The 14,981-nt window shown below is 52.8% G+C and carries 9 protein-coding genes; 5 read left to right on the top strand and 4 right to left on the bottom strand.

The annotated features are described in order from the left end of the window. Positions 1-20: 20 nt before the first annotated feature. The 4 genes from P2W70_RS29175 to P2W70_RS29160 all read right to left on the bottom strand — a co-directional run bounded on the left by P2W70_RS29175 (position 21) and on the right by P2W70_RS29160 (position 9,810). Complete coding sequence (locus P2W70_RS29175; protein WP_276485110.1) at positions 21-3,713, bottom strand: DUF7948 domain-containing protein; 3,693 nt, start codon at positions 3,711-3,713, stop codon at positions 21-23. Between the two features lie 180 nt (positions 3,714-3,893). After that, a complete protein-coding gene (gene recG, locus P2W70_RS29170) occupies positions 3,894-5,987 on the bottom strand; it encodes an ATP-dependent DNA helicase RecG (RefSeq protein ID WP_276485393.1) in 2,094 nt (697 codons plus the stop codon). Positions 5,988-6,488: 501 nt separating this feature from the next. Then, positions 6,489-7,931, bottom strand: a complete 1,443-nt coding sequence (locus P2W70_RS29165; RefSeq protein ID WP_276485109.1) for a hypothetical protein — start codon at positions 7,929-7,931, stop codon at positions 6,489-6,491. 256 nt (positions 7,932-8,187) lie between these two features. Beyond that, positions 8,188-9,810 (bottom strand): hypothetical protein, encoded by a 1,623-nt coding sequence (locus P2W70_RS29160; protein ID WP_276485108.1) that lies wholly within the window; start codon positions 9,808-9,810, stop codon positions 8,188-8,190. Between the two features lie 252 nt (positions 9,811-10,062). Between P2W70_RS29160 and P2W70_RS29155 the strand changes: the two genes are divergently transcribed. The 5 genes from P2W70_RS29155 (at position 10,063) to P2W70_RS29135 (ending at position 14,959) form a co-directional block, all read left to right on the top strand. Then, a complete protein-coding gene (locus P2W70_RS29155; protein WP_276485107.1) occupies positions 10,063-10,965 on the top strand; it encodes a decaprenyl-phosphate phosphoribosyltransferase in 903 nt (300 codons plus the stop codon). A 15-nt stretch (positions 10,966-10,980) separates the two neighbouring features. Then, complete coding sequence (locus P2W70_RS29150; RefSeq protein ID WP_276485106.1) at positions 10,981-12,318, top strand: FAD-binding oxidoreductase; 1,338 nt, start codon at positions 10,981-10,983, stop codon at positions 12,316-12,318. A 10-nt stretch (positions 12,319-12,328) separates the two neighbouring features. Beyond that, the gene (locus P2W70_RS29145; protein ID WP_276485105.1) at positions 12,329-13,060 is read left to right on the top strand and encodes an SDR family oxidoreductase; all 732 of its coding nucleotides are present in this window, start codon (positions 12,329-12,331) and stop codon (positions 13,058-13,060) included. Beyond that, positions 13,057-13,650: an HAD family hydrolase gene (locus P2W70_RS29140; RefSeq protein ID WP_276485104.1), complete on the top strand. Its 594-nt coding sequence runs from the start codon at positions 13,057-13,059 to the stop codon at positions 13,648-13,650. Before P2W70_RS29145 ends, P2W70_RS29140 begins: the two co-directional genes overlap by 4 nt. A gap of 166 nt (positions 13,651-13,816) precedes the next feature. Next, the gene (locus tag P2W70_RS29135) at positions 13,817-14,959 is read left to right on the top strand and encodes a hypothetical protein (RefSeq protein WP_276485103.1); all 1,143 of its coding nucleotides are present in this window, start codon (positions 13,817-13,819) and stop codon (positions 14,957-14,959) included. The last annotated feature ends 22 nt before the right edge of the window (positions 14,960-14,981 follow it).

Genomic DNA, 14,981 nt, shown 5'->3' with positions numbered 1-14,981 from the left:
GTTTTATTGCCTGTTTTTGTTTACCTGATCAAAGTGATGTCACCGGTTTTGCGCAGCGGTCTGCCATCGGTGAATACCACATCGAGTGTATAGCTGTACACATCCATTGGCTGCAGCTTACCCTGGTAAAAACCATCCCAGCCGGCACGCCGGTCCGTGGTCTCGAATACCTTTTGTCCCCAACGGTTATAAATGCGCCAGGTCATCTTTTCGATACCGAAGCCGAGTACTTTTACGATACTCGTACGGTTGCCCCTACCCGGTGTAAAGGCATTGGGCACATCGAGCAACGGGTCGATGAGCGATTGTACCGTGGCTCGTGCCGTATCGGAACAGCCATCCGCATTATAGGCGATCAGCAATACCTTGAACTCACCGGTTGCGTTGAACTGATGCTGTACATTATCCAGCCGGTTGCGGTTGATCAGCGTATCGCCATCACCAAAATCCCAGCGAAACAGGTTGGCATCGATCGATGAATTATTGATAAAGGTGGTAGGCTTGTTGACCTCGGGTGTTGCCGGGGTGAAACTGAACAGCGCGGTGGGCTTTTGTCGCACCGAAATGGAGAAGTCGAATGTGTCCACCTTGTTACACGTATTGGAATCCCATACGATCAACCGTACATTGTAATCACCTACCTGGTCGTATCGGTGAATAGGGCTCATTTCAGGTGATTTGGGACTGTTATCACCAAAATCCCATAAATAATCATGCCCACCCAGCGAGGTGTTGTTGAAGAAGGCATCATAGGGGGCACAACCCTGTGCCGGTGTTTCAACCCGTGCTTCTACATTGGCCACTACGCCCAGCTTTATTTCTTCCCAGTCGCCGCCATTGCAATAGTTCGTATCGAGCAGTATGAGTTTGATGGGGTAAGAACCAGGAGCCGGGAACAGGTGGGTAACCGGATCGGTACCGGTGATCACCTGCGGACTGCCATCGCCAAAATCCCAGGCAAATGGTGTGGGGCCAAAAGGTTTGGAAGCAGGTGCGGTGGAGTGGTTGATGAACCGGAAGCCAAGCGATTCGCAGGGACCATCCTTCACCGCATCGAAGGCGATCTTGGCTTCGTCATTCCGTACACGGATGGTGACATAAGCGGTATCGCGCTGGTTACAGGTGCTTTCGTCGATCGCAATCAGGCGTACACGGTAATTGCCGATATTGTTGAAGGTATAGGAGGCGTTGTAAGTATCGGTGGTGAGGTCGGTATTGCCGTCCCCGTCAAAATCCCACTCGTATTTGACGGCATTACGTACCGTATCGCGGAAGTCGACGGTAAACGGGGCACAACCTACGGTATCCAACCGGTTGTTGAAATAAGCCCTGGGGCCCGAGGCCACACCGGCAAAGTTGAAAGCGATCTTCACGGCGGCCAGGTTACAATCCCGGCTGCCATTCCTTTCGGCCCACACGCCTGGTGTAGTAGGAAAAGATTGGGTGATATTGCCGGCGCGGGCGCCAAAGCAATTGGCGCAGATGGCCTGGTAGATTACCCCTTGTTCATCGTACCGGCTGGTACCACCGTCCACGTGCTCACCTTCTCCGCCGCTTTGGCCAAAATAGGTGGCATACATCAACTCGGAAGCATCCCGCTTGATAACAATGAAATAGAAATCGCGGTTATCGGTTGTTTTTTTGATGGCATCGGTCGAGAGGGGCATATTGCCCAGGCCGCCCATCTGAAAGGGATCCTGGCCGGCTTGTATCCATCCACCCCATCCGGAGATATAGACATTCTCACAACGGTCTACCAGGAAGGCGACCGGCGAAATATTGGGCGTGGCAGATCCATTGCCAAAGACGGTAGAATACGTGAGGCCCGAAAGGTCGGGACGCATTTTTACAATAAACTGTTTGGAGTTGGCAATGCTGTAAGCGGCGTTCTGTACCGGCCACGCGCCTTCTGTAACGCCCATCGCATAAGGGTTACCAGCCCGGTCGAATTTCAGTCCGTATACGGCATCGAATGAACCGGTGCCCAGGTAAGTCGTGTTGAGCAGTGTACTGCCGTTATTGGAGATGCGGGAGATGAAGCCATCGGCGATACCACCCTGGAAGCCGCTCTGGTAAACGCCTGGTTTATTCGCCGGTGGAAAATTAGTGCTGGTCGTAGCACCGCCCACATACAATTCGTTGTTGACAGGATTCAGCGACAGCACAAAAGCACCGTCGTCACCGCTACCACCCAGGAAGCTCGCCCACAGTACGTTGTTACAGTTGGGGTTGATCTTCATGACCACACCATCTTGCGCGCCGCCGGGATTGGTCTGGAACGCACCGGTAGTTACGGGGAAGCCGCCGGCGCTGCCGGTAGACTGGGTTTGGGCTGCCACGTAAATATTGTTGGCGCCGTCGAGGATCACTTCGCTGCGCGAATCATCGCCATAAAAACGAAAGGTAGCTCCCCGGCTCACGTTACCCTGTATCTGATCGCCGATGTTGATACCATCATTGCCGGTACCACCGATGCGCAGGGCTCCGATGATATTGGTACCGGTGGCGTTCAGCTTGACCAACGCAATATCAGATCCGCCACCAGGACCTACTACACTGCCCATGAAGTTGGTGCTATAGGTTTTACCCATCACCACCAGGTTACCCTGGGGGTCGCAGATAAGACTGTGTGGATAGTCGTTGCGGTTGCCACCCAGGTAGGTGGCGTAGGCACGCCGGCCATTCGGAGTAAACTTGAAGATGCCCATATCGATTCCGCCCAACTCGGAGATGTTGTCGCCGCCACCGAAGCCAGATTGATAGGCGCCCGGGGTAGTAGGAAATCCCTGACCAAATACAATACCGCCGGAATAGAGCGAACCATCGGGGCCTGGCGTGGCTGTATACCCATATTGGTTGGCAGCACTGCCGGTAAAGGAACAGAACACCAGGGTAGGGTCGATCACCAGCGTAGCCGTTTTGGAATAGCTGGTCAGTTTAAACCGTACGGTATTGCCATCGAGTACATACTCGCAGGGAATCTCTTTTTTGCCATTGGTCATGTCGAAGGTGTACGAATAAGGATACATTTCCTTGAGATCACCGACCGATGTTTTGATGATCAGCTCGTTCTTTTTGATCGACAATTTTTCTGCCCCTTCATACCGCATCACGATCTTGCTGGGGTCACCGCCGGGGTGCACGATGATATCATACTTGAGACGTCCATACGCCGAGTAGTAACGGATATCGATATTGGGGTAAATGTCTTTGTACAGGACTGCCTGAAAAACGGGTACATTGACGGCCCATTTGGACGGATCGTTGCCGATGAAATAACTCGTGGTGGTTTGTACCTGTTTATCGGGTTGAAACTGGCTGTTCTCATTGGCCCCTACAAAGTACACCCGGTAAGCATGGGAGCGAATGGGGGTAGGTGGGGGGATGGTAGGTGGGGTGCCTGGCTCGCCAGGTTTGCCCGGCTTGTTGGGACCGCGGTCGGGGCGGCCCGGTTTACCGCTGCCGTCGACGGGGGTAAACAGGTGATGGCGATGGAAGAAATTGTCGAGGTCATCGCCATTGTGCTGTACTACGGTAAAGCCGTTGTTGTGGAGATAGAAGGCACCCGCGGGTACGTCGCCTCTGTACCGAACCTGTTTGTCCCACTGTCCTTTATTTTCCGTGAAGTCGAACGCCTCGTTGCCATCCTGTGCAAAGGTCCGGAGGGTGGCAGCCAACAAAAGCACGGTAACTATCAAACTTTTCCTACCCAAAGAATTATTTTTTACAAATTACTGAATATAATATCATAGCCTGCCGGTCCATGATGGCCGTGTGCATGATTATAATACCATTTTAAGCAGTGTGATCGGTTGATCGGTGGGCTGTGTTAAAGAGTAGCCGTTTTTCATGGAATATTGGTCGTCGGTTATTGATGGTGCCCTGCCGGTAATTTACGAAATTTTGCTCCAGGCTGTTTTGCCGCGCAGCGATTGCAGGTACTCTTTGAGTATGGCATTTTCCGGTGCTTCCAGTTCTGGGTCGTTGTCGGCGATCTTTTCCGCAACGGCCCTGGCTGCTTCAAGCCACTCCCGGTCTTCTACAATGCTGGCCAGTTTAAAGTTCAGCATACCACTTTGTCTCGTTCCTTCTATGTCGCCTGGTCCCCGCAATGCTAAGTCTTTTTCCGCCACTTTGAAACCATCGGTCGTTTCGCACATCGTCTTGATCCGTTCCTTCGCGTCGTTATTGAGTTTCGTGCTTGTTAACAATATGCAAAAGCTCTTTTCGGCTCCCCGGCCTACCCGGCCACGCAACTGGTGCAACTGAGAGAGACCAAATTTCTCGGCGTTTTCGATCACCATCACACTGGCATTCGGCACATTTACCCCCACTTCGATCACCGTGGTGGCGACCATGATCTGAGTGTCGTTGGCCACAAATCGTTGCATGTTGGTATTCTTGACATCCGTGGGTTGGCGGCCATGCACCATGCTGATCCAGTATTTAGGCTCGGGAAAATAGGCCTGCACATTTTCGTATCCTTTCATCAGGTTCTCATAATCGAGCTTCTCCGATTCTTCAATGAGTGGAAATACGATATAACACTGCCGTCCCAGCTCGATCTCTGCCTTGATAAAACCCATCACCTGACTGCGTGCGGTGTCATAACGATGTACGGTTAAAATAGGTTTACGGTTGGGCGGTAATTCGTCCATCACACTGTAATCCAGGTCGCCGTAGGCCGTCATGGCCAGTGTACGCGGGATGGGGGTGGCGGTCATCACCAGGTTGTGCGGTGGTATGGTGGCTTTGGCCCACAATTTGGCCCGTTGTGCCACCCCAAAACGGTGTTGCTCATCGACGATGGATAGCCCCAGGTTATTGAAAACCACGGGGTCTTCCAGCAGGGCATGGGTGCCTACGATGATCTGTATCTCGCCGGAGGCGAGTTTTTTAAAGATGTCGCGCCGTTCGGCGGCTTTGGTGGTACCGGTCAGGATGCGGATGTTGACAGGCAGTCCATCCAACAATTGCTGTAAACCCGCAAAGTGTTGGCGGGCAAGGATCTCGGTAGGCGCCATCAGGCAGCTCTGGTAGCCGTTGTCTGCCGCCAGCAGCATCACAAGTAGCGCCACAATGGTCTTGCCGCTACCTACATCGCCCTGCAGCAGGCGGTTCATCTGGCGGCCGCTGCCGGTATCTTTCCGGATCTCTTTGATCACCCGCTTTTGAGCCCCGGTGAGCTCGAAGGGCAGGTGTTTCTCGTAAAACGTATTGAAGATCTCGCCCACCTGTCGAAATACCACTCCCTGGGAATAGCGGTGGCGTTTGGCTTTCACCAGGTGCATCCTTAACTGGGCGATGAAGAACTCTTCAAATTTCAGGCGGTTCATGGCCTGTTCCCAGGCTTCTACGGAAGGCGGGAAATGGATATGGGTCAAGGCCTGGAACCGGGGTACCAGTTGCAGGGGTTTGGTGACATACTCGGGCAGGTTTTCCGGCAGGTCTTTCTCTTTCACCTGCAGAAAAAGCGCTTTGGTGAGGTTGGCGATCTGCCGGGCGCCAAGGCCGCGGGCTTTCAGCTTTTCGGTGGTGGAATACACCGGCTCCAGGAAGTTGCGGGCGGCCGCCGGGTTTTCTTCCGTCAGCGACTCGATCTCGGGGTGGGTGAGCTGGGGCGTACCCTGAAAAAAGTTCACTTTACCATATACCTGGTAGGCCTGGCCCACCACCAGCATTTTTTGTATCCAGGGAATACCCTGAAACCAGGTCAGTTCTACCGTACCCGAGCGGTCCCGGAGTTCGGCGACCAGCCTTTTGCTGCGTTTTTCGCCCATGATGCCCATACTGGTAATGCGGCCCGCCAGCTGGATAAAGTCAGTCGCCGGGTTGATATCGCGTACCTGGTTGATCTTGGTTTTGTCGATATGACGATAGGGGAAATGCTCCAGCAGGTCCTTAAAGGTGTAGATGCTCAGTTCTTTCTGCAGCATTTCTGCCCGCTGGGGGCCTACGCCTTTCAGGTATTCGATGGGGTTGGCCAGTATATGGGTGCCTCGGCTGCTGATAATAAATTCTTTAGCGCAAAAATAAGCGTCCGGACGGGAATTTCCGGGCGTGTGTCGGGAGATAGACGGTTGAGGGCCGGAAAGGTTGCAGGGACCTGGGCGGATGAAGCATTTTTGACGGCTCGTTCCCGTACGGCGCCGTTACCGCTATAAGGCCGCTCCCATAGCGCTCCCGTACCGCTCCCGTAGTAAAGGCGCATTTTCATAAGTGTTTGCCCCTGGAAATAGTTGACAGGTAAGGGGTTGCCGCCATGCTGCCCCTACAGACCCTTAGGCAGTTGTTATGACCCGGCAGGGCTATTATCAGGGCCTTTCTTCTTTACATGCATGATTGGGTAAATTTAATTGTATATACAGCCTACCCAATACTGTAAAGCGATTTCAGGACGGGACAGTAAATGCGGTCGGAAATAGCTGTTGGTGCCCGGTTGCCGTCCAGTCGACGACCAGCGGGCGGGCTTCGCACGGCCTGTTCGCCTATTTTCCGCCAGGCCTTGTGGGGCGCGAAGTAGCAGGCCGCTGGGCCGGTGACGAGGGGCGGGTGCTGGGTTGCGCCGGCCGGGTGGAAGGCTGGGCTGGTCGCGTGGAAGGACGGGTAGACGGGTTGCTGCCACCACCGGGGTTCACGGGTCGCGTAGTGCCGGGGCGGGTCGTTCCACCGGGATTGACCGGCCGGGTGGTTCCTGGTCGCGGTGTGCCTGGATTGCTGCCACCGCCGGGATTCACAGGGCGCGTTGTGCCACCGGGGTTTACCGGGCGGGTACCCGGTCTTGTCGTACCCGGGTTATTGCCGTCACCCGGATTGACCGGCCGTGTAGTACCGGGACGGGGTGCGGTAGTGCCGCCAGGATTGACCGGCCTGGTGCCGGGGCGTGCATTGCCGCCGGGTCTGGTACTGCCACCACCGGGTCGGGTGATGGGGCGCGTGGTACCACCAGGCCTGGCCGGCCGGGTGATCTGCGGACGACCATTGTTGTCGAAAGAAGGAGGCCGGTTGTTGAAAGAGGGGGCCTTGGGATTGTCTCTCCGGAACCGGTCCCTGCCGGCGCCGGCCAGGTCGGGACGACTATAGCTGCGGTTGTAATAGCCGCGCGAAATATGAACATGTACGATCGGAGCCCGGAAGCGGGGCCCACCCGGGCCTGGACGATAATACCAATGATGCCATCCCGGAAACCGGTAGTAGTTCCACCGGCGAAAATGACCGAAATAATAGAAATCCCAGTAGTAATGATAGCCATAGTACTGGTGCCAGAATACCGGCGCCCAGGGACGCCAGTAGGGTGGATAGTATCCCCAATGCCAGGGCGAACGGTACATCATATACCCGGGTGCATACATGAAGGATACGATGGGCCAGGCTGCTACCTGGTAAGTCGTGGTGTATTGAATATTGACAGCTTGCTGGTCGACGGTAGTAGTGGTCGGTTGCGCATCGGCCCGCGCCTGCTGACCCGCGTAACCCGGGTTGGGTGTTTCGCCGGGATGATTGTCGCTGGAGTAATTGGGTTCTACAATATAATCTTTGCCATACAGGTCTTCATCACCCACGATCTGCACTTTGGCCTCGCCATTGCGGTCACGCTCCACAATAATCACGGCAACGTTCTGTTCCTCCGTCTCGCTCACATACACCTTCAGGATGATGTTGTGGATATCGCCTTCCAGGCTATCGACTACCTGGATGTAATCGATCTTCTCATCACCATCGAGATCGAGGTTGTTGATATTGGCCGAATCGGAGTTCAACGCGCGCTCAAATTGCTCGAGGGTGGGCGATTCCTGGAAAAGCTTCAGTACCGCATACAGGTTGAGGTTGTCGCCCGGCAGGTCCAGCCGTTCCTGTTCGGGATTTTGCGCAGTGGCGGGAAGGCTGCACAGTAGGAGCAGCAGGATACAGGCTGAGAACAGGTACTTCATTGAGTGCGTTTGTAATAAATATACGAAATATATCGGGGGCGGTGGAAACCACACTTGCTCTGAAATATAAAACGGGTAGCAGGTGGATCAAAGGGCCCGGGATCCAGAAATGCCGACGGGGCACCGGTTTCCGGCCTGTAATCGTCCGCCGGCACCAGTTGGTGGCCGCTCGCCCGGTACCTGTCAATAGCGCCGTAAAACGCGAATCGCCGGGCCATGGCCCGGCGATTCGTATTGAACGATACACTTATTTTAATCAGGGTTTAACGTAGACCTCTACCCAGGCGCTGGAGCTTGGCTTGCGTGGCGCTGTAAAAGAATCCACTTTCCGGTAATTGGCCTGCAAGGCTTCCCGCACTTTGAAGGGATAGAAATTGTTGAGGTAAGGAATGTATTCAAACAACACCAGGTCATAATGCTTGTCCTGGATACGCTTTACGAACATGTCCGTTTCCTTGTCAAACATGCCCACGCCTTTATGGAACCAAAGCGGGTACTCGGGGCCGGTTTCCAACGCAAAAGGTATCTCGGCAGCCAGCGGTGTCAGCTCCGACATGTTCAGCACCTTCAGGTTCTTGTTGTTCTTGACCAGGTCCATATTCATCAACCGTTCGATGCCATCTACCGTTGGGTTGGGCATCATGATCCTTTCGAAAGATTTCAGTTTGGGTACCCGCCACTGATCGAGGGGAATATCCGTAGAATCCTGGTGGATCATATACGTATTACGGTTCACCACATTGGCATACACCAGGCCTTCGTGGGTCATGGTAGTATACGTCTCTCCGCCCGACTTCAAAATGAAGCGGTCGATATAACGCCAGTACACATGGCTCCACCACAACAATACCACAGCCGTCGTGATGAGCACCGGTTTCCAGGTATCGAAGGAAATCGGCAGCAGCATGGCCAGCAAGGACAGTAAGAAGGCAAAAGCAAAGCTGTGGAAGAAGATATTGTTGTCGACCGGAACATAGCTCGTCACCTGGAAGATGGTGGCCTGGGCCAGCATACCGAAGGTCAGCAGGGTGAAGATCATTTTTTGCTTATCGAGCCAAAATTCTTTCCAGTTCTTGATGCCAACCATCAGCAGCAACACGATCAACAGAATGTAAAACTTGATCCATTGCGAAGCGCCGAGAAAATCGCCCAGGATATCGCCCATCGACATACGGGAGCTATGCGGCGGCTGGCCATGGTTGAACCAATAGCCGAAGCTGCCGGTTACAGGGAGTATGAGCGCCAGGCCCGTCACCAGCACCGAACCGAGGAAGATCATCAAGGGCATCCATTGCTTTTGGGCCAGGGCCAGGTAACCCAGCAGGGCCGTAGCGATCAGGAAGCCCAGGGCGCCTCCATCCTGCTTGGTAAAGAAAGAGCAGAAGATAAAGAAGCCCGACGCCACCAGCAGTAAGTATTTCCACTTGCCGGCTGCGTTCGAGAAAATGTATTTCATCAGGAAGGCGAGGCCTACCAGCTCATACATGATCACGGTATTGTTGTACCAGGGCCAGTAATTGAAGAAGGTATAAGAGAGACAGAATACCAGTACCGCCGAAAACCGCACCGCGGGCTGCACGCCCATGCTCTTGAAAATGGAGCGAACGGCCAGGCCCGAACAGATATTGATAAAGGCCTGCGCTTTGATCAGGGTGATCATCTGCGGCCCAAAAATCTTAAAGAACATGGCCGGGATCACCCAATACATATACCCCACGGGCATCCCGAAATCCTTGAAAGGCGTTTGCCCCAGGTAGAGGCGGTAAGCACCCTCCCAGGATAAAAAGATGTTGATACGGTAGGGGAAACTGGCGAAAATGGGGATCAGGGCAACAATGACGATGATCAGGATCTCTCCAGTGGATAAAAGTCTTTTCATGTCGGTAGAATATATTGAGGCGTTACCGGCAGGCCGGGTTAAGGTTCTGCGAAAGTAGCCCATGCCCCACTAACTTGCAAAGTAATTGTACTTTGTTTTTGCGTATAAGCGATTGTTAGCGTGTTGCTAAGGGAGATTGGGTAAAAATCAGCCCAGGCAAATGAATTAATCGATAAATCATAGGCCCGGAATAGGGACGGGGCTTGCATGACAGGTTTTTGTGCAGTATCTTGTGCCCGGAATTGACTATCAATGCGGGATTATATTAAACTATTACGACCGAAAGATTGGGCAAAAAACGCTTTCCTGTTCATCCCCTCTTTCTTTGCAGGTAAACTGTTTGACCCCCTGGAGCTTCAAGAGCAATTCTTATTGCTGATCGGCGGATTCGCCGCTTTTAGCTTCCTTGCCAGTAGTATCTATATTCTTAACGATTACAGGGACATCGAAGATGACCGCAAGCATCCCAAAAAGTGCAAGCGGCCTATGGCTTCCGGCAAAGTAAAGAAAGAAGTCGGACTGACTATTTGCATCTTCCTGGCCATCGCTGGCCTGGGGCTCAGCTATTTGCTCGACCCTACCTGTAAGTTCTTGCTGATCACCGGTATTTATTATGTGATCAACCTGGGGTATTGTTTTGGCCTCAAGAACATCTCCATCCTGGATATCATCCTGGTTTCCACGGGTTTTGTACTGCGGGTAAAGGGTGGCGCCATCCTGGGCGGTATCCATACCTCCGAGTGGCTGATCATCATGACCTTCCTGCTCGCCCTGTTCATGGCCATCGCAAAGCGCCGCGATGATGTTATGCTGAAAGTGGCTACCGGCGCCGACATGCGCAAATCGATCAAGGGCTACAGCCTCGAATTTCTCAATACCCTGCTCGGGTTGTTCTGTGCGATCCTGATCGTAGCTTATATTAATTATACCGTATCCGGCGACCTGTACAAGCAGTTTGGTCACCGTTTATATTATACCTCCCTATTCGTGATCGCCGGCATCATGCGTTATTTGCAGATCACTTTTGTGATGAACCAGGCCGGGTCACCTACCGAAATCCTTTACAAAGACCGTTTTATTCAGCTTACCCTCGTTCTATGGATGGCCAGTTTTTATTTTATCCTTTATATGAAGGATATCACGGTGTTCAAATAAAAAAGGTCTGTTCGCATGAAAAAAGAAATCGCCAACTGGGGAAATTACCCGGTCATGGAAAGCAATGAACAACAGTTCAGCTTCGATGATCAGTTGCAGCAAATGGTAAAAGAGGCCGCCCACTTTATCCCCCGGGGCAATGGCCGTTGTTATGGCGATGCTTCCCTCGGAGGGCAAACTATTTCCACCCTCAAATACGACAAGATCCTTTCTTTCGATACGCAGGCCGGTGTGTTTGAATGCCAGAGCGGCCTGATGCTGGACAAGATACTGGAGGTCATTGTGCCCAAAGGTTGGTTCCTGCCTGTAACACCGGGCACCAAATTCATCACCGTAGGCGGCGCCGTGGGCAGCGATGTACATGGCAAAAACCACCATGTAGATGGCTCTTTCTCCAACCACATCGTCGACATGGATGTAGTACTGTCGGATGGACGGATGCTCACCTGCTCGCCCACCCAATACGGCGACCTGTTTGAGGCTACCTGCGGTGGTATGGGATTGACCGGCCTAATCAGTCGCGTGAAGTTCCGCCTCAAGAAAATTGAAACCTCGTACATCAAACAAAAGCAGATCAAAGCCGATAACCTCGAGCACGTGCTGCAATTGTTTGAGGAGTACAAACACTATACTTACTCCGTAGCCTGGATCGATTGCCTTAAGAAAGGCAAGGGCTTTGGCCGCAGCATCCTGATCCTGGGTGAGCACGCCAAAGTAACCGACCTCGATGCCCTGCAGGAGCGGGAACCGCTGAAGTTGCCCAAAAAGAAGCAGATCACCTTTCCCTTCAACCTGCCCTCCTGGGTGTTGAACACCTTCACGGTAAAAGCCTTCAACTTCCTGTACTACGGTAAGAACTTCAAAAAGGAGATCAACAACGTAGTAGGGTACGAACCTTTCTTTTACCCGCTCGACGCCATCCTGCACTGGAACCGGGGTTATGGTAAGAAGGGCTTTATTCAATACCAGTTTGTAGTGCCGATGCATGCCAAGCAGGGACTGATCGAGATCCTGCAGCGCATCAGCGACAAGGGCATCGGTTCCTTCCTGGCGGTACTCAAAGTGTTTGGTGAACAGGACAGCCTGATCTCCTTCCCCGAAGAAGGATACACGCTGGCCCTGGACATACCGGTACGCCAAGGGCTCTTCGAATTCCTCGACGAGCTGGACCAGATCGTGCTGCAGCATGGCGGTCGTTTGTACATGAGTAAAGATGCCCGTATGAAGCCCGGGGTGCTGGAAGCCGGCTACCCCAGGTTGTCTGCTTTTAAAGAGATCGTAAAGAAATATAACCCGGACGGTAAGATACGTTCTACCCAATCGGATCGCTTATTATTGACCACCAACAATTGAAACGTATCGAATGTCGACCGTATTGATCTTAGGCGCTGCGTCGGATATGGCTGTGGCCATCGCTAAAAAGTATGCTTCAGCAGGGCATGCGATACAACTGGCTGCCCGCAACGTACAAAGGCTGAAAGCCCTCGAATCGGATATCGCTATCCGCTACAATACCACCTGCACGGCCTATGAGTTCGATGCCCTGCAGTTTACCAGTCACCAGGCTTTCTTCGATAGCCTGCCTGTAAAGCCCGATATCACCATCTGTGTATTTGGCTACCTGGGCGAAAACGAAACGGCCCGTGCCAACTGGTCCGAAAGCGAAAAGATCATCCACACCAATTATACCGGCGCTGTATCGATCCTCAACGTGGTGAGCAACTACTATGCTGCCCAAAAGAAAGGAGTGATCGCAGGCATTAGTTCTGTAGCCGGAGAACGGGGACGTCAAAGCAATTATATCTACGGCAGCGCCAAAGCAGGTTTTACCGCCTACTTATCGGGCCTGCGCAACCGTATGTTTCACGAGCAGGTACATGTAGTGACGGTGCAGCCGGGTTTCGTGTACACCCGTATGACAGAAAATTTGACCCTGCCACCCTTGCTGACGGCGCAGCCCGAAGCAGTGGCCAATACGGTGTTCAAGGCAGTGGATAAGAAAAAGAACGTGGTGTATGTGAAATGGTTCTGGCGATGGATCATGCTGATCATTAAGTCGATCCCCGAATTCCTGTTCAAAAAACTGAAGCTTTGAGTAAGCCTATCGCCTTTTTCGATTTCGATGGTACCATTACCACCAAGGATACCCTGCTGGAGATCATCAAATTCCGGCATGGGAATGCTAAGTTCTACATGGGCTTTCTGTTGCACAGCCCTTACCTGGTGATGATGAAACTGGGGCTCATGTCGAACCAGGCGGCCAAACAGAAGATTTGGCAATGGTTCTTTGGCGGTATGAAGGTAGAAGACTTCAAAACCTACTGTGAGCAGTTTGCGGCAGAGGCGCTGCCTGCGCTGATTCGCCCCAAGGCACTGACGGAGATCGACAAGCTGAAGCAGTCAGGTGCCGAGATCGTCGTGGTATCTGCTTCTGCCGAAGACTGGCTGCGCCCCTGGTGCGAAAAGATGCAGGTAGGGCTGATGGGTACGCGCCTGGAGGTCGTAAACGGAAAGGTAACCGGCAGGATCAACGGTACCAACTGCCACGGGGAAGAAAAGGTGCGTCGTATCCGGGAAGTATACGACCTCTCCCAGTACAAAGGCATCTATTGTTATGGCGATACCAGTGGCGACAAGCCCATGCTGGCATTGGCCGATCATGCATTTTACCAGCCCTTTCGTTAAGGCAACCGGCGGTTGGTGGTGCACAGCTTGTACGGAAGGATCTACACAGTAACGAGTGCTGGTTCAAGCATCCTGACTGAACCTAAGGGCACTGCAGTCATTATCATTTATCCCAGTCCATTTTCCTCCCTGAAAGCCATATTACCGGATTAAAACAACCGTAAATATGTTTCAACCCTTATTGGCTGTCTGGCGTGGCCCCTGGTACAAGAAGCTGGTGCTGATTGTCAGTATACTCATAGCATCCGTGTTTCCGGTGCACCGCAACTTCGACCATGGTTTGGGCATGTTTCAATACTCCCGCCATGAAGCTTTCATGGATGGTAAATCGCCATTTTTCAACCCCTGGCAATACCGCGTGTTTTGCCCCTATCTGGTCGAAGGCACCAGGTGGGTGTACGATCATACGGTCGACAAAGTGATTCCCCTGGAGTCTGTTCTTCACCTGGAAAGCCATGCCACCATAGAAGGGCCTTCCGATGCATTCAAGGAAGTGACTTCCAGTAAGGATGGATTGATCACCACCATGATCTATGCGGGGTACCGCGTGTTGTTCAATATATTCATTTACCTGTTTGCCTTTTGCATTTTTGCGTACTATACCCGCAACAAATGGCTCAATATGCTCGGCATTTTCCTGGTATCGCTGGCGATGGGCAATGGGGTGTACAATGCTGATCTCTCACTCAATACCTACGTCGATCTGACACTATTCTTATGGATGGCTTGCCTGGTTTTGTACAAGGGCAATGCCTGGTGGATATTGCCGATCACGATCATCGGCATACTCAACCGCGAAACGGCGTTGTTGATTCCTGGCCTGTATTTCGTGGCGGCGGCCGTATATCCTGCCAATAAAAAAGGGCTGCTGGGTATATCCTGGTTACATACTCCCGCCGTGCGCACCTGGGTCATTACGGCGGTATCACTGGTGGCGTTCTTTGCGATCTTCATCGCGATCCGTATGCACTACGGATTCAGGCCTACGGGCATGGTGGAAGAGACCGGTATGCATTTTGGCTGGGACCTAATCAAATTCAATACTACAGGACGGTACGGTGTGCAAACCATCATCGAGATGTATGGTGTGTTGGGTTTTCTGCCACTGGCATGGTTGTTCTGCTTCCGCCATCTCTCGATGTTGTTGCGGGTTTGGTCGGTGTTGTTGCTGCCTTGCTGGATCGGACTGCATTTTGTGAGTACCCAGGCCGGCGAAAGCCGTTATTACCTGGTGACGTTGATCCTGGTATTGATACCGATGGTGTTTGAAATGATCAACCGGTCGGAGAAGCGGTTGGCCACCACATAACAGGGAGCCTGCGGCTGGTCAT

The sequence above is a fragment of the Paraflavitalea pollutisoli genome (assembly GCF_029360705.1).
Classification (GTDB): domain Bacteria; phylum Bacteroidota; class Bacteroidia; order Chitinophagales; family Chitinophagaceae; genus Paraflavitalea; species Paraflavitalea pollutisoli.
The sequence above is the reverse complement of the archived record's forward strand: the minus strand, read 5'-3'. Positions and strand labels throughout refer to the sequence as shown.